At 40.4% G+C, this 20,925-nt stretch carries 9 protein-coding genes, 4 rRNA genes, 1 pseudogene and 2 riboswitches (1 of these 16 running past the window's edge); all 14 genes and pseudogenes read left to right on the top strand.

The window, feature by feature from the left end; translation table 11 throughout:
* Positions 1-147: 147 nt before the first annotated feature.
* On the top strand, positions 148-867 hold the full coding sequence (locus tag AC0L8O_RS21125; protein WP_473445129.1) for a response regulator transcription factor: 720 nt from the start codon (positions 148-150) through the stop codon (positions 865-867).
* Positions 864-2,624: a sensor histidine kinase gene (locus AC0L8O_RS21120; protein WP_473445128.1), complete on the top strand. Its 1,761-nt coding sequence runs from the start codon at positions 864-866 to the stop codon at positions 2,622-2,624. Before AC0L8O_RS21125 ends, AC0L8O_RS21120 begins: the two co-directional genes overlap by 4 nt.
* Before the next feature lie 159 nt (positions 2,625-2,783).
* The gene (locus AC0L8O_RS21115) at positions 2,784-3,746 is read left to right on the top strand and encodes an AAA family ATPase (RefSeq protein WP_026561957.1); all 963 of its coding nucleotides are present in this window, start codon (positions 2,784-2,786) and stop codon (positions 3,744-3,746) included.
* On the top strand, positions 3,747-4,955 hold the full coding sequence (locus AC0L8O_RS21110; RefSeq protein ID WP_473445126.1) for a DUF58 domain-containing protein: 1,209 nt from the start codon (positions 3,747-3,749) through the stop codon (positions 4,953-4,955). It abuts the gene before it with no gap.
* A complete protein-coding gene (locus tag AC0L8O_RS21105; protein ID WP_473445124.1) occupies positions 4,952-7,165 on the top strand; it encodes a transglutaminase TgpA family protein in 2,214 nt (737 codons plus the stop codon). The genes AC0L8O_RS21110 and AC0L8O_RS21105 overlap by 4 nt, the downstream gene beginning before the upstream one ends.
* Positions 7,166-7,189: 24 nt before the next feature.
* Positions 7,190-7,291, top strand: a riboswitch (purine riboswitch).
* A gap of 205 nt (positions 7,292-7,496) precedes the next feature.
* Positions 7,497-9,038, top strand: a complete 1,542-nt coding sequence (gene guaA / locus AC0L8O_RS21100; protein WP_473445122.1) for a glutamine-hydrolyzing GMP synthase — start codon at positions 7,497-7,499, stop codon at positions 9,036-9,038.
* Between the two features lie 84 nt (positions 9,039-9,122).
* Positions 9,123-9,224: riboswitch (purine riboswitch) on the top strand.
* A gap of 130 nt (positions 9,225-9,354) precedes the next feature.
* Positions 9,355-10,677: an NCS2 family permease gene (locus AC0L8O_RS21095; protein WP_473445120.1), complete on the top strand. Its 1,323-nt coding sequence runs from the start codon at positions 9,355-9,357 to the stop codon at positions 10,675-10,677.
* 430 nt (positions 10,678-11,107) lie between these two features.
* Positions 11,108-12,658: ribosomal RNA gene (locus tag AC0L8O_RS21090) — 16S ribosomal RNA — on the top strand.
* 227 nt (positions 12,659-12,885) lie between these two features.
* Positions 12,886-15,814: ribosomal RNA gene (locus AC0L8O_RS21085) — 23S ribosomal RNA — on the top strand.
* 220 nt (positions 15,815-16,034) lie between these two features.
* A 5S ribosomal RNA gene (gene rrf / locus AC0L8O_RS21080) occupies positions 16,035-16,150 on the top strand.
* Together the 16S, 23S and 5S rRNA genes form the textbook arrangement of a ribosomal RNA operon.
* Before the next feature lie 536 nt (positions 16,151-16,686).
* A pseudogene (locus tag AC0L8O_RS21075) lies at positions 16,687-18,361 on the top strand (DUF6044 family protein).
* Between the two features lie 16 nt (positions 18,362-18,377).
* Positions 18,378-19,391 carry a glycosyltransferase family 2 protein gene (locus AC0L8O_RS21070; RefSeq protein WP_473445118.1) on the top strand — a complete coding sequence of 338 codons (1,014 nt, stop codon included), beginning with the start codon at positions 18,378-18,380 and terminating at the stop codon, positions 19,389-19,391.
* Positions 19,363-19,779, top strand: a complete 417-nt coding sequence (locus AC0L8O_RS21065) for a GtrA family protein (RefSeq protein WP_473445116.1) — start codon at positions 19,363-19,365, stop codon at positions 19,777-19,779. Before AC0L8O_RS21070 ends, AC0L8O_RS21065 begins: the two co-directional genes overlap by 29 nt.
* Positions 19,780-20,067: 288 nt before the next feature.
* Positions 20,068-20,925: ribosomal RNA gene (locus AC0L8O_RS21060) — 16S ribosomal RNA — on the top strand (it continues 693 nt past the right edge of the window).

Raw genomic sequence — 20,925 nt, 5'->3', positions numbered from 1 at the left:
ATCTCCTTTTGATCATTTGTACTTTTAGAATATCTATACAGCCTTAACTCAACGAAAAGAGAAGATTAACAGATACTTAATTTTTAATAAGGGAAATTAATGTTTTGGTAATGTTTGTATGTTACGATCGTCCTGAGGTGAGATTTGGTGCAAGAAGCAAATATATTATTGGTTGATGACGAAACATCAATTGTGAAAATGGTTGAAATGGTGTTAGGAAAAGAAGGATTTACGAATATTTATACTGCACACACAGCACATGATGCGTTAAAGATCATTCAAAATTATCCGATAGATTTTATTGTACTTGATGTGATGCTGCCGGATTTATCCGGCTTTGAATTATGTCCGAAAATCAGGGAGATATCTGATGCTTATATTTTGTTTTTAACAGCGAAAGTATCGGATTTAGATGTCCTGACCGGCTTTGCAATTGGGGGAGATGATTATGTAACAAAACCTTTTAACCCTCTGGAGATTGCAGCTCGGATTAAAGCGACTCTAAGAAGGAGAGAGTCGCCTAAGAGAATGGACAAAAATCTAAAGAAAAACTCAAATCGATTTGAGTTTGGAAGGTTTAGTGTTGATGTTGATGCAGGGGAATTACTTGTAGACGGAAACGTAGTGCAGTGTCCGGCACAGGTATTTTATCTGTTGATCTATTTCTGCCAAAATCCGAATATTGTTATTTCCAAACAAAAATTATTAGAAACCGTTTGGGGATTTGAAAGATACGTAGATGATAACACAGTAACTGTCCACATTCATAAGTTAAGGGAGAAAATCGAAGTAGACCCAAGCAATCCGAAATACTTAAAAACAGTGAGAGGTCTGGGATATAAGCTCGTCAAGGAGAGAGAAATGTGAGAGTCGTAAAGAGAAGATTAACATTTCACTTTATCATCCAATACTTTGCCATAGCGTTGCTGTTAAGCGTGATAGTTGTAGGACTTGTTATATTGTTATTTTGGTTTATTGCAAATGAAGATATGAAGCGCAGTTTTCCTGCAGGTGCATTAAGTTCACTTGCTACTGAGATTAATATTGTAGATGGTGAAGCAACGATTAGTAAAGGCTGGAACGAGGAATTGAAAAAGCAAGAAATGTGGTTTCAAATTATCAATGAAGATGGAAATGAAATTGCTTCTAGTAATACTCCGGCAAATGTTCCAAAATCGTACTCATTTAATGAGTTATTAAAAATTGATGAGGAAAATCGCTTTAGAGATTATCATGTTTATACTGAAATTGATACGTTTTCATTTTCTGACCCCTATTATTATTTGTTAGGATACAAAGATCCTTCCTATGAACATCTAATCGCTCTTATGAACAAGTACAGTCAAGATGGAGAAATTGAAAGCAGTCATATAAAAAAGGTTAACAACGAACTCCTAAAAGAGGATGAAACATTACATATCGTTGATGTAAATGGGGAAATTATACAAAGGTTTGGTAGGATGCTTGAAATTCAGGAATATAAACCTCTTGAAATCTTATCAAGAAGAATAGATCAAGGTATGTATCCAACAAAGATATCTGTAATCTCCGATGAAAAATCAAATTTCACATGGGTTTTACATTCGAAAAATAAGTTAACAAAGGAATATTCTAATCCAACGTTTTTCCGAAATCTTTTAATCGCGTTTATAGTGGTGGCAATCATTGTTTTGGTGATTACAATTAGTATTGCTGTTTGGCACGGGTTTCGATATGGACGTCCGATCGTAATCTTTACTAGTTGGCTAGGAAGAATGGAACAAGGACAATATCAAGAAGTTCTAACTGAAAGAGAAAGGAAAAGAATCTTTCGGAAAAGTGGGAAGGTAAGGACAAGGTATCGTTTATATCAGGAGGTTTTTCAAGCTTTTTATAGTATGGCAGAAAGATTAAGCTCAGCGGAGAAAGAAAGAAAACGTCTTGACCAAACAAGGGAAGAGTGGATGACGGGGATCTCGCACGACTTACGAACTCCCTTATCAACAGTACAAGGATATGGGCATTTATTAGAAAGTGAAAAGTATGAATGGTCTAGGCTTGAGATTAAGGATATGGGCAAGGTCATTCGCGAAAAGGGAGAATATATGCTCGGACTTGTTGAAGATTTCTCTCTTGCGTTCCAATTGAAAAATAATGCTTTAGAGGTGTCAAAGGAAGAGGTTAATATAAACATATTTCTTAGAGATATTGTTTCAAAGTATAAGGAAGATCGTACACTGTTGGGAGTAAATCTCTCACTAGTTGAAGAAGTGGATCATGTACAATTAACTATTTCAAGAAAATGGTTTGAACGAATCTTTGATAACCTGATAATGAATGCTATAAAGCATAACCCGACAAGTACAATCATTACGCTTATTATTAAAAGGGGAACGTATCCAGATTCAATAGCAATAAAGATTAAGGACAATGGGGTTGGCATGGAAGAAGAGATGAAGGAAAAACTATTTGACCGTTATTATCGCGGAACAAATACGGAGGAGAAAGTGGACGGGGCAGGGCTTGGCATGAGTATTGCGAAGGAAATTGTAAAACTGCATAACGGTGATATTCATGTAAGTTCACAGGTCGGTGAAGGGACTGTTATTACGTTAACATTTCCTGTACAAGTCGAATTGGAATGATGTGCCTAGGATAAACTCCTTACTATTAGTGTCTTAGTTGATTAGTTCAATGGGACACTTTTTTTGTAGTACATATTACTAAATGCAAAAGGGTTTCGCTTCGTTTCTAAAGAATACTATAATAGAAGATAGATAGAATTTCACCGTAGGAGGAAAATGATGTCTCAAATTGAAGAAATGCATCCAAAACTCGGTCGAGTTATTCAAAATATAGAAAATGTTATGGTTGGTAAAAGAGATGTAAGTATTTTAAGTCTGGTGGCCATTCTGGCAAATGGACATGTTCTATTAGAGGATGTTCCAGGTGTCGGAAAAACAATGATGGTTCGTGCGCTTTCTAAATCAATAGGTGCTGAATTCAAAAGAATACAGTTTACACCGGATTTATTGCCCTCAGACGTAACTGGGGTGTCGATTTATAATCCAAAGGAATTAAAGTTTGAATTTCGGGAAGGTCCTATTTTTGGGAATATCATATTAGCGGACGAAATTAACCGTACCTCTCCAAAGACTCAATCAGCACTTCTTGAAGGAATGGAGGAAGGAAGTATTACAGTAGACGGTGTAACCAGAGTTCTTACTAAACCGTTTTTTGTAATGGCGACTCAAAATCCAGTTGATTATGAAGGAACATATCCATTGCCGGAAGCCCAGTTAGACCGTTTTTTATTTAAGCTTAGAATGGGTTACCCAACAAAGGCTGAAGAATTAGAGGTATTAACCTTAGCTGAAAGAGAGAGACCTATTCATAAAATTGATAGTGTGATTACAAAAGAAGAGCTGGTAGAACTTCAAAATGAAATGCAATTTGTCTATGTTGATGGGACGATTAAAAATTATATTATCGATTTGACATCAAAATCAAGGTTGCACCCATCTGTTTATCTAGGGGCCAGTCCCCGTGCTTCTATTGCATTAATGAAGGCTGCCCAGGCGTATGCGTTTATTGTGGGACGTGATTATATTATTCCTGATGATATTCAGTATTTAGCTCCTTTTACATTAGCTCACAGGATTATTTTGAGGCCGGAAGCCAAGTTTGAAGGGAAAAGTGCTGATGATATTGTGAAGGAAATTATTTCAAAAACGCCTGTGCCAGTGCAAAGGGCAATGAGTAAGTAAATGAGTGATGTCCTAAAGAGTTTAAAGGCTGGCTGGAAGGTTGTTTCCCTCTTGTTTTTTACGTTGATTGCGTTTAGTTATGCGATGTTTCAAGGTGGGTTTGTAAGCTGGTTTTTATTTTACAGCTTTCTTCCCTTTGCTATTTACTCCCTTTTATTAATGATTTACCCTATTCGTTCATTCCGGGTTACGAGACGAATTAATCAGGATCAATTTTCGGTTGGCCAGCGATTAATTGGCACAATTACAATTAAGCGATCATTTCCCTTCCCGCTATTTTACTTACTTGTTGAAGATGAATTAACTGAAAAGCTAATGGGTGTGAAAAGATTGGAAGAGCCTAAGAAACTCTTTTTCCCTTGGTTTAATAAAACAATGTCATTTAGTTATGCTCTTCTTGAGATGCCGCGTGGTGAACATCATTTTAGATCAATTCGTCTCAGAACAGGAGATCTTTTTGGGTTGATTGAAAAAGAAATAACAGTAGAGGCGGAAAATTATTTCTTAGTGTATCCTTCAACTGTTGACCTTGTCTATCATTCAAATCAAAAGCAATATGAACAGGGGGCGGCATCAACCTTAACAAAATATTGGCAGGATTCAACAATGGCAGTAGGAGTCAGGGAATACCAACCGGGTGACAAGTTCGCATGGATTGATTGGAAGGCAACAGCTAGAAGAGATTCAATTATGACAAAAGAGTTCGAACAAATGCAAAGCCATGATGTGGTTATCTTTTTTGATCGTACCCCTTCGCCATTATTTGAAACGGCTGTATCTTATGCAGCCTCTCTGATTCAAGCTATTACAAAAAGCGGAGCGAGAGTAGGGTTTGTTTCGGTTGGAGAGCAATCACAAGTTTTTCCAATGCAATTGGATGAACAACATAGAAGGAATTTATTCTATCATTTAGCCAAGGTTGATTGTGAAAGTAAAACCTCCTTTGCCACTGTCTTAGAGGAAAATAGATTGAATACGGAGGTAAAGCAATCTACCAGCATTGTTGTTACATCAAATCTTTCCCTTGATCTAACCAGAAAATTGGAGTTGTTGTCAGGACAGCAACGAATGTTTATCTTATACCTTGTAAAAGAAAAAAATGAAAATCTCTCCAAAGAGGAAAATGTGTTAGTCGAGAGGTTGGCTCAACGTCAAATTCAACTTCAAATTGTGAAAGATCAAAACTATAAAGAGGTGAGCAGCCCGTGAAGACATCTAATAGTTTTGAGGGAAAATCAGTTGCTCTTTTATACTATATGTTTGCGTTTATTTTGTTATGGGAATGGTTGAGACCTCTAAATGCATTTACCGATACGGGAAATACTTTTATCTTTGTGTTTTTTATTGGTGTCAGCTTTCTCATGACGTTTTTTCATACGAACTGGTATATTACATTTCCTGTGAAGATGTTCATCATTATGTTTATGCTGCATGGACTATATTTCGAAGGAGTATTTTTCAGTTTCTTATGGATAAGTGACTTAATACGGGATATTGGCTTTAATTTCTCTCTTATTCCAAGTGCAGATTGGATGGGAATGACGCCAAATTTTCGGACATTACTATTCTTTATCCTGCTTTGGCTCTTGGTCTACTTGATTCATTATTGGATTTTATATCAGAAGAGAATTTTATTTTTCTTTGTGTTAACTGTCGTTTATATTACGGTATTAGACACATTTACACCTTATGACGCTACCTATGCCATTGTTAGAATCGTGTTAATTGGTTTTTTTATGCTGGGTCTGCTTTATTTTGACCGATTAAAGAAGCTTGAAAATCTTAAAGTGAAACGAATCACTTCTTTACGTTGGATTATGCCACTTTTTGTTTTCATTGTCTTTTCAATGATACTTGCCATTCTAGCACCTAAAGCTTCACCGCAATGGCCTGATCCTGTTCCGTTTATAACAGCAGTCGGGCAACAAGATGGAGGTGGAGGGGATACAAAAAGGATTGGGTATAGCCCGAATGATGAATCATTGGGAGGATCATTTGTTAGTGATGATACTGAAGTATTTAGACATACATCTACAGACAGGCATTACTGGAGAGTGGAAACAAAGGATGTATACACGGGTAAGGGTTGGCAGGCTTCTGATCCTGAAGCAGTACAGGAAGAAATTAGCTCCATTCCGGATGAGCTAAGCTGGTTTGATGATAGAGTAGAGACAAAAAGCCTTGAATCCAGTGTTACGATTAATCAAGAATATCGTTATCTACATGTGATCTATCCTCTTGGTTTAACATCTGTTAAAACTGAATCGGGGTTACCGCTATTTCTTAATCGGAATTCGGAAATGATCTCCCCATTTCAGGAGGATGAGGGTTCCAGGAAAGATTTCCTGTCCTATGACGTCACATATGATCTCCCGTTATATCCATTAAATGAGATGAAGAAAGTACGAACTTTTGAAGATGTACCAGAAGGTTTTATAGAAAGGTATACACAATTACCTGAATCACTACCAGAGCGGGTTCGGGAGCTTGCGGTATCTATTACAGAATCAAAGGACAATCAGTTTGATAAAGCGAAGGCGATAGAGGATTATTTAGGTAGTGCTGAATATACCTATGATAAAGAAGAGATACCTGTTCCTGGTGCTGAACAGGATTATGTAGATCAATTTTTATTTGAGACATTTAAAGGCTATTGTGATAATTTTTCAACGTCGATGATTGTTTTATTAAGAGCCATCGATATTCCTGCACGTTGGGTGAAAGGATATACAGAAGGTGAGTTTGTAAGTACGGCAGAGAATAATGAAAGAGAGTATGTTGTGACAAACAATAATGCTCATTCTTGGGTGGAAATATATTTTGATGGTGTTGGCTGGGTACCTTTTGAACCAACGAAAGGTTTTGTTAATCCTTACACGTTAACGAATGATTATAGGGATGTAACAAAAACTGAGGATAAAGAGGAACCTGAGAATGTTTTAGAAGAAGAAAAAGAACCTGAACAAACTCCCGAAAAGCCTGAGGAAGTGGAAAAGGAAGAAACTGCGTCCTCAACGAACAACTCTGGAGTAAACATAGGTGATTTTCGTTTAGGTAGTATGGGCTTGTATATACTGTTAATTGTGGGAGCTTTATTGATCTTTATCGTCTATCGAACAAGAATGAAGTGGCTTCCGGGATTGATTGTAATGAAATATAAGAATCGATCAGATGATGATGTGTTTTTCCAAGCCTATGAATCCCTGTTAAAACAGTATGAAAGACGAGGGATTAAACGAAAAGAAGGTCAAACTTTAAGGGAATATGCGCGTTACATTGATGAGTATTTTCAAATGGTTCATATGACGGCATTAACCAAAAACTATGAAAAGGCATTGTACAGACAAGATGATGCAAAAGATGAATGGAGAAAATCAGTTGAATTGTGGGAAAATTTAATTAAAAGGACATCATCTTGACCAATTGCATGTGAGATTGATAGAATAAAAAAATTAATAGACCTTCATATATCCTCGATAATATGGATCGAGAGTCTCTACCGGGTAACCATAAATCACCCGACTATGAAGGCAGAATAAGTTCGTAATGTAACTAGAATTCTGCCTTCTTCAATTATTGCATCATAAAGGTGTAATATACATGGATGTATTGTCCATGATGAAGGTGGATTCTAGTTTTTTGCTATTTAGACGATGGATAGGTGTATTTCCTGGGTTATGAACCTTTTGTATGGATACTATGGTCTTTTTAGCATACTAATAAGTGCATGAAATATACGATGAGGTGACGATGGTGGCAAACATTCATGAAATGGTAGTAGTTTTAGACTTCGGAAGTCAGTACAATCAGTTAATCACAAGACGTATCCGTGAATTTGGAGTGTATAGTGAGTTACATCCCCACACTCTTACAGCAGAAGAAATTAAACAAATGAATCCAAAGGGAATCATTCTTTCTGGTGGACCTAATAGTGTGTATGGAGAAAATGCATTTGATTGTGATGAGAAAATCTTTGATTTAGGTATTCCTGTACTAGGTATTTGTTATGGAATGCAGCTTATGACACATAAACTTGGTGGTAAGGTTGTTCCTGCAGATCACCGTGAATACGGAAAAGCGACAATAAATGTGCATGGAAATCCGGCTCTTTTTACAGAGTTGCCTGAGCAGCAGGTTGTTTGGATGAGTCATGGTGATTTGGTGCAAGAAATTCCGGAAGGGTTCCATGTGGATGCTACAAGCACTTCTTGCCCATTTGCAGCAATGAGTAATGAAGATCGTAAGTTTTATGGTGTTCAATTCCACCCTGAGGTTCGTCATTCTGAATTTGGAAATGAATTACTTAAAAACTTTGTTTTCAATATTTGCGGCAGTGCAGGTAACTGGTCTATGGAAAACTTTATTGAAATGGAAACGGACAAGCTGAAGCAAAAGGTAGGAAATAAGAAAGTTCTATGTGCATTAAGTGGTGGAGTTGATTCATCTGTTGTAGCAGTTTTAATTCATAAGGCAATTGGTGATCAATTAACATGTATCTTTGTGGATCATGGCTTACTGCGTAAAAACGAAGCGGAGAGTGTAATGAAGACCTTTAGTGAAGGCTTCAACATGAATGTTATTAAAGTGGACGCGAAGGATCGTTTCTTAGATAAACTAAAAGGTGTATCAGATCCTGAGCAAAAACGTAAAATCATTGGTAACGAGTTTATTTATGTTTTTGATGATGAGTCGGCTAAATTGGAAGGTATTGAATTTTTAGCTCAAGGTACTCTTTATACAGATATTATTGAAAGTGGTACAGCAACAGCTCAAACCATTAAATCCCATCACAACGTAGGCGGTCTGCCGGAAGATATGGAATTCCAACTAATTGAGCCGTTAAATACTTTATTTAAAGATGAAGTTCGTGCTCTTGGAACAGAACTTGGTATTCCTGATGAAATTGTATGGAGACAGCCGTTCCCTGGTCCAGGATTAGGAATCCGTGTGCTTGGAGAAATCACGGATGAAAAACTTGAGATTGTTCGTGAATCAGACTATATCTTACGTGAAGAGATCAAAAAGGCAGGGCTCGATCGTGACATCTGGCAGTACTTTACGGTATTACCTGACATTCGAAGCGTTGGTGTAATGGGTGATGCAAGAACATATGATTACACAATCGGTATTAGAGCTGTAACATCAATTGATGGAATGACATCTGATTGGGCCAGAATTCCTTGGGATGTATTAGAGGTTATTTCAACAAGAATTGTAAATGAAGTTAAACACATTAATCGTGTGGTGTATGACATTACTAGCAAACCACCTGCAACAATTGAGTGGGAGTAAAATACGAACAAAACGAACATTATTTAAAATAATGTTCGTTTTTTTGTTGACTAAAATAAGGTGTGCTGATAAAATGAAGTTAGAATTAAATAAGTCGGAATACGTCGTATAATGTCGAGGATATGGCTCGAAAGTTTCTACCAAGCTACCGTAAATGGCTTGACTACGAGGTATTAATAGCATGGTTCGATTAAACCTGCCATTAATATTTTTTAGTCAAGCGCTCACGTAATGTTGGGCGCTTTTTTATTTGGATATTAATGGGGATAATAGTCGTATATGCTAATGAACTAATACTGAGGAGGAATACCTATTTATGAAAAAGTTTTTTCAGTTTGATGAATTAGGTACAAATTATCGACGTGAATTTATTGGTGGTTTAACAACGTTCTTATCTATGGCTTATATTTTATTTGTTAACCCGAACACATTGGCAATGACATCCATTCCGGATTTGCCGGCTGATATGAGAATGGATACAGGAGCCATCTTTACAGCTACCGCAATAGCAGCAGCAGTCGGGTCGTTGTTAATGGGTCTCATAGCGAAGTATCCTATCGCTTTAGCACCGGGTATGGGATTAAATGCATTTTTCTCTTTTACAGTTGTATTGACAATGGGAGTACCTTGGCAAACGGCATTATCAGGGGTTTTAGTGTCAGGTGTTATTTTTATTCTTCTAACCCTAACAGGATTACGTGAAAAAATTATTAATTCTATTCCGGCTGAGCTAAAGTTCGCTGTAAGTGCTGGGATTGGTTTATTTATAACATTTGTTGGTTTTCAAAACGCAGGAATTATCGTTAATAATGATGCTACATTAGTTAGCTTAGGTGATTTTACAAATCCTCAAACATTGCTTGCGATCTTCGGTATTTTTGTGACTGTTATATTAATGGTTCGTGGAGTAAAAGGCGGTATTTTTTACGGAATGCTTATTACAGCTATCGTTGGGATGTTCACAAGCCAAATTGCTGTACCAGATAAGGTGGTTGGAGCAATACCAAGCTTAGCACCGACTTTTGGGCAGGCATTTATGAATTTAGATCAGATCTTTACAATTCAAATGCTTGTTGTTATTTTAACTTTCTTATTCGTGGATTTCTTTGATACAGCTGGGACATTAGTTGGGGTTGCGAACCAAGCGGGACTAATGAAAGACAATAAATTACCAAGAGCAGGGAAAGCGTTGTTCGCCGACTCAGCTGCTACGGTTGTAGGTTCTATCTTAGGTACATCTACGACAACATCATATGTTGAATCTTCTGCAGGGGTTGCTGCAGGTGCACGATCAGGTTTTGCCTCTGTTGTAACAGCCATATTATTCCTATTAGCTTTGTTTTTCTCTCCGTTACTAGGAGTTATTACATCTGCAGTAACTGCACCAGCATTGATTATTGTAGGAGCATTAATGGTAGCATCACTTGGTAATATTGATTGGAATCGTTTTGAAATTGCAGTACCAGCATTTTTAACTATTATTACAATGCCATTAGCATACAGCATTGCAACAGGGATTGCTGTTGGTTTTATCTTTTATCCAATCACAATGATGATGAAGGGTAAAGCGAAAGATATCCATCCTGTTATGTACGGTTTGTTTGTTATCTTTATTCTATATTTTATATTCTTAGCTTAATAACGATTTGAGAAGGGAGCATTTGCTTCCTTTTTTTACTATCAGAAAGAATAAAATTTTGTACTTAGTTTTAGTGTCTAGCAATTTGGAATTGAAGAGCGAAGAACGCCTTCTACTCCAAATTGTTTTATTTGAACTAGGGCTGACCAAGGCGCTTGCGCTTTTCTAATGTAAAATTTATTGTTGACTATATGATGTGTAGCTGATATAGTAGTAAAAGTCATCCGGTAGGCATTCAGTTGCTTTCGATTGACGGAAAAAACATGTTGACTTCGTAGATGACTACATGTTATATTAATAAAGTCGCTTCTGAGAGAACGACAAACAAATGATCTTTGAAAACTAAACAAAACCAAGCGTGCCAACGTTAATTTCGATTAACAAAAACGTACTATATAGTACAACTTTTTTAAGAGCTATATCAAACACTTTATTGGAGAGTTTGATCCTGGCTCAGGACGAACGCTGGCGGCGTGCCTAATACATGCAAGTCGAGCGAATCTGAGGGAGCTTGCTCCCGAAGATTAGCGGCGGACGGGTGAGTAACACGTGGGTAACCTGCCTGTAAGATTGGGATAACTCCGGGAAACCGGAGCTAATACCGGATAACATTTTGAACCGCATGGTTCAAAATTGAAAGACGGCTTTTAGCTGTCACTTACAGATGGACCCGCGGCGCATTAGCTAGTTGGTGAGGTAACGGCTCACCAAGGCAACGATGCGTAGCCGACCTGAGAGGGTGATCGGCCACACTGGGACTGAGACACGGCCCAGACTCCTACGGGAGGCAGCAGTAGGGAATCTTCCGCAATGGACGAAAGTCTGACGGAGCAACGCCGCGTGAACGATGAAGGCCTTCGGGTCGTAAAGTTCTGTTGTTAGGGAAGAACAAGTACCAGAGTAACTGCTGGTACCTTGACGGTACCTAACCAGAAAGCCACGGCTAACTACGTGCCAGCAGCCGCGGTAATACGTAGGTGGCAAGCGTTGTCCGGAATTATTGGGCGTAAAGCGCGCGCAGGCGGTTTCTTAAGTCTGATGTGAAAGCCCACGGCTCAACCGTGGAGGGTCATTGGAAACTGGGGAACTTGAGTGCAGAAGAGGAGAGTGGAATTCCACGTGTAGCGGTGAAATGCGTAGAGATGTGGAGGAACACCAGTGGCGAAGGCGACTCTCTGGTCTGTAACTGACGCTGAGGCGCGAAAGCGTGGGGAGCGAACAGGATTAGATACCCTGGTAGTCCACGCCGTAAACGATGAGTGCTAAGTGTTAGAGGGTTTCCGCCCTTTAGTGCTGCAGCAAACGCATTAAGCACTCCGCCTGGGGAGTACGGTCGCAAGACTGAAACTCAAAGGAATTGACGGGGGCCCGCACAAGCGGTGGAGCATGTGGTTTAATTCGAAGCAACGCGAAGAACCTTACCAGGTCTTGACATCCTTCGCTACTTCTAGAGATAGAAGGTTCCCCTTCGGGGGACGAAGTGACAGGTGGTGCATGGTTGTCGTCAGCTCGTGTCGTGAGATGTTGGGTTAAGTCCCGCAACGAGCGCAACCCTTGATCTTAGTTGCCAGCATTCAGTTGGGCACTCTAAGGTGACTGCCGGTGACAAACCGGAGGAAGGTGGGGATGACGTCAAATCATCATGCCCCTTATGACCTGGGCTACACACGTGCTACAATGGATGGTACAAAGGGCTGCAAGACTGCGAAGTCAAGCGAATCCCATAAAACCATTCTCAGTTCGGATTGCAGGCTGCAACTCGCCTGCATGAAGCCGGAATCGCTAGTAATCGCGGATCAGCATGCCGCGGTGAATACGTTCCCGGGCCTTGTACACACCGCCCGTCACACCACGAGAGTTTGTAACACCCGAAGTCGGTGGGGTAACCTTTTGGAGCCAGCCGCCTAAGGTGGGACAGATGATTGGGGTGAAGTCGTAACAAGGTAGCCGTATCGGAAGGTGCGGCTGGATCACCTCCTTTCTAAGGATATGAGGCATGCTTGGTATTTTGTTTAGTTTTGAGAGATCATCCGATCTTTCAATAAGTAAGAAAACACATAGGAGTGAAAATGCATTCAGCATTTGATTATCCTGTGATTTATGTTCCTTGAAAACTAGATAACGAAAAACAATTCAAGTAATTCACTGAGTTTAAACGCTTAGTTTAGTGATTCTCTTAATAATGTAAGTGACATCTTTGATGTCAAAGGTTAAGTTGTTAAGGGCGCACGGTGGATGCCTTGGCACTAGGAGCCGATGAAGGACGGTACTAACACCGATATGCTTCGGGGAGCTGTAAGTAAGCTTTGATCCGGAGATTTCCGAATGGGGAAACCCACTGCTCGTAATGGAGTAGTATTTTCACCTGAATACATAGGGTGATAAAGGCAGACCCGGGGAACTGAAACATCTAAGTACCCGGAGGAAGAGAAAGCAAACGCGATTTCCTGAGTAGCGGCGAGCGAAACGGAATTAGCCCAAACCAAGAGGCTTGCCTCTTGGGGTTGTAGGACACTCTATACGGAGTTACAAAGGAACGGAGTAAATGAAGAGGTCTGGAAAGGCCCGTCAAAGAAGGTAACAACCCTGTAGTTGAAACTTCGTTCCCTCCAGAGTGGATCCTGAGTACGACGGGACACGAGAAATCCCGTCGGAAGCAGGGAGGACCATCTCCCAAGGCTAAATACTCCCTAGTGACCGATAGTGAACCAGTACCGTGAGGGAAAGGTGAAAAGCACCCCGGAAGGGGAGTGAAAGAGATCCTGAAACCGTGTGCCTACAAGTAGTCAAAGCCCGTTAATGGGTAATGGCGTGCCTTTTGTAGAATGAACCGGCGAGTTACGATCCCGTGCAAGGTTAAGTTGATAAGACGGAGCCGCAGCGAAAGCGAGTCTGAATAGGGCGAATGAGTACGTGGTCGTAGACCCGAAACCAGGTGATCTACCCATGTCCAGGGTGAAGTTCAGGTAACACTGAATGGAGGCCCGAACCCACGCACGTTGAAAAGTGCGGGGATGAGGTGTGGGTAGCGGAGAAATTCCAATCGAACCTGGAGATAGCTGGTTCTCTCCGAAATAGCTTTAGGGCTAGCCTTGAAATGAGAGTCTTGGAGGTAGAGCACTGATTGGACTAGGGGCCCCCATCGGGTTACCGAATTCAGTCAAACTCCGAATGCCAAAGACTTATGTTCAGGAGTCAGACTGCGAGTGATAAGATCCGTAGTCAAGAGGGAAACAGCCCAGACCACCAGCTAAGGTCCCAAAGTATACGTTAAGTGGAAAAGGATGTGGAGTTGCTTAGACAACCAGGATGTTGGCTTAGAAGCAGCCACCATTTAAAGAGTGCGTAATAGCTCACTGGTCGAGTGACTCTGCGCCGAAAATGTACCGGGGCTAAACGTATCACCGAAGCTGTGGACTGTTCTTACGAACAGTGGTAGGAGAGCGTTCTAAGGGCTGAGAAGCCAGACCGTAAGGACTGGTGGAGCGCTTAGAAGTGAGAATGCCGGTATGAGTAGCGAAAGAGGGGTGAGAATCCCCTCCACCGAATGCCTAAGGTTTCCTGAGGAAGGCTCGTCCGCTCAGGGTTAGTCGGGACCTAAGCCGAGGCCGAAAGGCGTAGGCGATGGCCAACAGGTAGAAATTCCTGTACCACCTCCTCACCATTTGAGCAATGGGGGGACGCAGAAGGATAGGGTAAGCGCGCTGTTGGATATGCGCGTCCAAGCAGTTAGGCTGACAATGAGGCAAATCCCATTGTCACATAAGCTGAGCTGTGATGGCGAGGGAACTATAGTACCGAAGTTCCTGATTCCACACTGCCAAGAAAAGCCTCTAGCGAGGTGAGAGGTGCCCGTACCGCAAACCGACACAGGTAGGCGAGGAGAGAATCCTAAGGTGAGCGAGAGAACTCTCGTTAAGGAACTCGGCAAAATGACCCCGTAACTTCGGGAGAAGGGGTGCTTTTTAGGGTGAATAGCCCGGAAAAGCCGCAGTGAATAGGCCCAGGCGACTGTTTAGCAAAAACACAGGTCTCTGCGAAGCCGTAAGGCGAAGTATAGGGGCTGACGCCTGCCCGGTGCTGGAAGGTTAAGGGGAGAGGTTAGCGCAAGCGAAGCTTTGAACCGAAGCCCCAGTAAACGGCGGCCGTAACTATAACGGTCCTAAGGTAGCGAAATTCCTTGTCGGGTAAGTTCCGACCCGCACGAAAGGCGTAACGATCTGGGCACTGTCTCAACGAGAGACTCGGTGAAATTATAGTACCTGTGAAGATGCAGGTTACCCGCGACAGGACGGAAAGACCCCGTGGAGCTTTACTGTAGCCTGATATTGAATTTTGGTACAGCTTGTACAGGATAGGTAGGAGCCTGAGAAGCCGGAGCGCTAGCTTCGGTGGAGGCGTCGGTGGGATACTACCCTGGCTGTATTGAAATTCTAACCCACAGCCCTGATCGGGCTGGGAGACAGTGTCAGGTGGGCAGTTTGACTGGGGCGGTCGCCTCCTAAAATGTAACGGAGGCGCCCAAAGGTTCCCTCAGAATGGTTGGAAATCATTCGTAGAGTGTAAAGGCACAAGGGAGCTTGACTGCGAGACCTACAAGTCGAGCAGGGACGAAAGTCGGGCTTAGTGATCCGGTGGTTCCGCATGGAAGGGCCATCGCTCAACGGATAAAAGCTACCCCGGGGATAACAGGCTTATCTCCCCCAAGAGTCCACATCGACGGGGAGGTTTGGCACCTCGATGTCGGCTCATCGCATCCTGGGGCTGTAGTCGGTCCCAAGGGTTGGGCTGTTCGCCCATTAAAGCGGTACGCGAGCTGGGTTCAGAACGTCGTGAGACAGTTCGGTCCCTATCCGTCGTGGGCGTAGGAAATTTGAGAGGAGCTGTCCTTAGTACGAGAGGACCGGGATGGACGCACCGCTGGTGTACCAGTTGTCTTGCCAAAGGCATAGCTGGGTAGCTATGTGCGGAAGGGATAAGTGCTGAAAGCATCTAAGCATGAAGCCCCCCTCAAGATGAGATTTCCCATAGCGTAAGCTAGTAAGATCCCTGAAAGATGATCAGGTTGATAGGTCAGAGGTGGAAGCGCGGTGACGTGTGGAGCTGACTGATACTAATCGATCGAGGACTTAACCTAACAATAAAGCGAATGCTTAGTGAATTGAATTGTGTATCGTTATCTAGTTTTGAAGGAATATATATTCTTTCAATCAAAGTTCATATTAAGAGGGTTTCGAGAAACGAACAGTTCAAGGAATCGATTGAGGAGACACCGGAGAGTACTTCAGTACGTGAGGATGTTGACGAATGAGATGACGCAGAAATGTGATGTTTATCGGAAGCCGTAAACTATATTATTTGGTGATGATGGCGAAGAGGTCACACCCGTTCCCATGCCGAACACGGAAGTTAAGCTCTTCAGCGCCGATGGTAGTTGGGGGTTTCCCCCTGTGAGAGTAGGACGTTGCCAAGTAAGAAGAGGTAGAAAGATCAGTAGAGATACTGGTCTTTTTTTGTGTGTTAAAAAACTATTGCCCAAAACCGAAGGTTTTCTGTAAAAATGTAGAGACAAAGTATAACTCCTAGCCTGAGGCTTGGGAGAAGCAAGAAGATCAAGGAAGCGCCGAGAGAGAAGACCGGAATGTGCGCAGTTGGCACATGAGGATCTGAACGAACAAGCTGACGCGGAGATTCGCCGCTTATCGCAAGCCGAAATCCGAACACGGAAGTTAAGCTCTTCAGCGCCGATGGTAGTTGGGGGTTTCCCCCTATGAGAGTAGGACGTTGCCAAGTAAGAAGAGGTAGAAAAAAGATCAGTAGAGATACTGGTCTTTTTTGTGTGCAAAGGGAAATGATAACCGAGGTTTCTCCTGAAAAAAGAACCAGGTAAGAAATTTTTTATTTTAACTCTCTTTAGAATATTTTCATCTAACTTTTTAGTATTTTTATCCTGATTTTGTAAATCTTAATAAGTACTATTAGATATTTGTTCACTAATTAGAGGTGTGGATGTTGCGTGTTAAAGAAATGAGGAAAGAGAAAGTTTTAATCTTATTGGCTTTATTTATTATCTGTATATATCTATCTCCATTATATTTTTTAGGAGAGAATGCCCATATTCGTGTTCATGACAATTTAGATTCTAATATGGCCTGGTATAAGGTTTTGAGGGAAAGTGGGCAACTATTAGGTTCAACTAATGCAACAATCTCTCAAGTGATTAATGGGCTTCCCAGAAATGCGTATGGTACTGAACTCAGCTTGATTGTGTGGCTGTATGTTATGTTTCCCACTATGGTTGCTTATGCACTCAGTCAAACAATTACTAGAATATTTGCTTTTATCGGGATGTATTTACTTCTAAAAGATCACTTCTTAAAAAATCAAGAATACCATCTTATTTCTGTTGGGGTTGCATTAGCATTTGCATTGACACCTTTTTGGCCTTCTGGAATGCTCAGCACATTAGGAATGCCACTTGCTCTATGGTCCTTTTTACATATAAGAAACGGAACTAGAACATGGAAGCAATATCTTGTTCTAACCCTTTTACCCTTTTACTCCAGTGTTGTTTTAGGATTTTTCTTTTTTTTATTTGGGATGGGTGTTTTCTGGGTTGTTGATTTTATTAGAGGAAAACGAAATTATTATTTTTTATTTTCACTTTGCTACATGACAGCACTGTATTTAATAGTTGAGTATCGATTAGTTTACTCTTTTATATTTGATGAAGAGCCAAATAGTAGAGATGAATATTTTCACGCAAGACTAACCTTGTGGAGAGTAATAAGATTAACATTTAAAAATTTTGTGTTAGGTCATACACATGTAATGACAGTTCATGGAATTTTTGTTCTAGCTGTTTTATTTCTCTCTCTTATCATCATTATTTCAAAAAGGTTATGGAAAGAAGAGAAGGTGTTTATATATTTCCTAATATTAAATTTCTTATTATCCGCCTGGTATGCGTTTTGGTTTTACAAGGGATGGTTACCTTTAACCAAAAAATTTCATGTCCTGGACACTTTTAACTTTGCAAGGTTTCATTTTTTAAGACCATTGATCATATATGTTGGGTTTGGGTTAGGGCTCAAAATAATTTGGAATCATAGAAATAGCTGGAAGTCGCTAGCAACATTTTTTATCATAGCTCAAGTTGTTATACTACTAGGCTTTAATGATGAGGTTATTTATCATAAAAAACCGTCAGTAAAAGAGTTCTATGCTGAAGAGCAGTTCAAAGAGATTAAGCAATATATTGGATTGCCACAAGAAGAATACAGGGTTGTGAGTATTGGTATTCATCCTTCCATACCACAATATAACGGTTTTTACACTCTTGATACATATAATAATTTCTACCCTTTATCATATAAGTACAAATTTAGAGCCATTATTGAAAAAGAGCTTGAGAAAAATAAAACGATACGTACCTATTTTGATGAGTGGGGGGCGATGTTATCTATTCACAGATGAACTTGGCAAACATTATATGTTTAAAAAGAATTCAAAGAAAACGTTAAAAAACCTTGAATTAAATACAGGAGCATTAAAAGACTTGGGAGGAATGTATATATTTTCAGCAGTACCAATTGAGAACAGCGATATTAATCAATTGGTACTTGAGAGAACATTCGAGTCAAAGTCATCCGCTTGGAAAATTTACTTGTATAAAGTCTTATAAAGCTGGAGGTTTTACCATGAATGATCCTATTTTAACAATTGTTGTTCCATGTTATAACGAAGAAGAAGTGTTACCAGAAACTATATCGGTGTTATTAGAGGAAATAAATTACCTAATTGGGACTAATACCATCTCCGAAGACAGTAAAGTTCTGTTTGTTGATGATGGAAGTAGAGACAGGACATGGTCGATCATATATAAAAATAGTTTGGAAAGTGAATTTGTTCACGGATTAAAGTTGGCAAGAAATGTTGGCCATCAAAATGCACTATTAGCTGGATTAATCACTGCAAGTAAAGCATCGGATTGTGTTATTTCAATTGATGCAGATTTACAAGATGATGTAGGTGTAATTAAGGACTTTATGCAAAAGTTTAAAGATGGATTTGATATTGTTTATGGAGTAAGGAAAAGAAGAGACACAGATAAATTCTTCAAAAAAGCTACAGCATTAGGTTTCTATAAACTGATGCAAAGGCTAGGGGTAAACCTTGTCTATAACCATGCAGATTTTCGGTTAATGAGTAAGAGAGCAGTTGAAGAGTTAGAAAAATTTGAGGAAGTTAATTTGTTTTTGAGAGGGATTGTTCCTTTATTAGGTTTTCCATCAACATCTATTTACTATAACCGTAAAGAAAGACTCGCAGGTGATACAAAATATCCACTAAAAAGAATGCTGTCATTTGCATTTGAAGGGATTACGTCATTCTCTGTTACACCTATAAGGTTTGTAATGCTGGTAGGAATACTATCTTTTATCACTAGCCTGTTATTTGGGACTTATTTTATTACATTAAAATTTCTTGGAGAAACACAAACTGGTTGGACATCACTTATTACATCTATCTGGCTAATAGGAGGATTGCAGCTAATTGCGATTGGATTGATTGGAGAATATATTGGTAAGGTTTATAAAGAATCCAAAAGGCGGCCAAGATATAGTATTGATGTTAATACTCTTAACTTGACCCAACAATTGATGGAGAGGAATTTAGAATCAAATGGTGGAGATCATAGAGAATTACTTTAATAAATCAAGTACTTTTATTAGGTACATTCTTGTTGGGGTGTTAAATACTATTATAGGAATATCAATCATATTTCTACTGTTTGAAGTGCTTAAATTATCATATTGGAGTTCAACATTTATCGGAAATAGCTTGGGGGCAGTAGTGAGCTATTATATGAACCGTAACTTTACATTTAAAAGTAATGTTGAAAATAAAAAGGGAATACTACTTTTTACTATAGTTATATTAGGAAGTTACTTTATATCGTATCCTATAGGGTATCATCTTTTGTTTAGGGATATATTTAAATCAACTATATTAGGAAGTGAGTTATCCATCTTACTTTCTGCATGTGTATATACAATCTTAAATTATCTGGGACAGAGGTATCTAACATTTCGTAGATGAACTATATTCCTAAAAATACCAGTTGATTAATATTAGTTTGGTTGGTAAGATATAAATCTAGTCGCAGGAAGTTAAAGTTCCCTGACTTAGTAAGATATATAAAATTTCAACTTTATTGTTGACGATGTTTTATGAATATGTTAAGATTTAATTCCGGTCGTAATTAAGGTACTGGACAAGCTGAAAATGATCTTTGAAAACTAAACAAAACCAAGCGTGCCAACGTTAATTTCGATTAACAAAAACGTACTATATAGTACAAAACTTTTATGAGCTATATCAAACACTTTATTGGAGAGTTTGATCCTGGCTCAGGACGAACGCTGGCGGCGTGCCTAATACATGCAAGTCGAGCGAATCTGAGGGAGCTTGCTCCCAAAGATTAGCGGCGGACGGGTGAGTAACACGTGGGTAACCTGCCTGTAAGATTGGGATAACTCCGGGAAACCGGAGCTAATACCGGATAACATTTTGAACCGCATGGTTCAAAATTGAAAGACGGCTTTTAGCTGTCACTTACAGATGGACCCGCGGCGCATTAGCTAGTTGGTGAGGTAACGGCTCACCAAGGCAACGATGCGTAGCCGACCTGAGAGGGTGATCGGCCACACTGGGACTGAGACACGGCCCAGACTCCTACGGGAGGCAGCAGTAGGGAATCTTCCGCAATGGACGAAAGTCTGACGGAGCAACGCCGCGTGAACGATGAAGGCCTTCGGGTCGTAAAGTTCTGTTGTTAGGGAAGAACAAGTACCAGAGTAACTGCTGGTACCTTGACGGTACCTAACCAGAAAGCCACGGCTAACTACGTGCCAGCAGCCGCGGTAATACGTAGGTGGCAAGCGTTGTCCGGAATTATTGGGCGTAAAGCGCGCGCAGGCGGTTTCTTAAGTCTGATGTGAAAGCCCACGGCTCAACCGTGGAGGGTCATTGGAAACTGGGGAACTTGAGTGCAGAAGAGGAGAGTGGAATTCCACGTGTAGCGGTGAAATGCGTAGAGATGTGGAGGAACACCAGTGGCGAAGGCGACTCTCTGGTCTGTAACTGACGCTGAGGCGCGAAAGCGTGGGGAGCGAACAGGATTAGATACCCTGGTAGTCCACGCCGTAAACGATGAGTGCTAAGTGTTAGAGGGTTTCCGCCCTT

The sequence above is a fragment of the Metabacillus sp. KJ11-3 genome (assembly GCF_055808295.1).
The sequence above is the reverse complement of the archived record's forward strand: the minus strand, read 5'-3'. Positions and strand labels throughout refer to the sequence as shown.

Coding starts and splice junctions, on each gene's coding strand:
- AC0L8O_RS21115 (WP_026561957.1), top strand. CDS start 2,784: ATGTCTCAAATTGAAGAAATGCATCCAAAACTCGGTCGAGTTATTCAA.
- AC0L8O_RS21110 (WP_473445126.1), top strand. CDS start 3,747: ATGAGTGATGTCCTAAAGAGTTTAAAGGCTGGCTGGAAGGTTGTTTCC.
- guaA (WP_473445122.1), top strand. CDS start 7,497: ATGGTGGCAAACATTCATGAAATGGTAGTAGTTTTAGACTTCGGAAGT.
- AC0L8O_RS21095 (WP_473445120.1), top strand. CDS start 9,355: ATGAAAAAGTTTTTTCAGTTTGATGAATTAGGTACAAATTATCGACGT.
- AC0L8O_RS21070 (WP_473445118.1), top strand. CDS start 18,378: ATGAATGATCCTATTTTAACAATTGTTGTTCCATGTTATAACGAAGAA.
- AC0L8O_RS21065 (WP_473445116.1), top strand. CDS start 19,363: ATGGTGGAGATCATAGAGAATTACTTTAATAAATCAAGTACTTTTATT.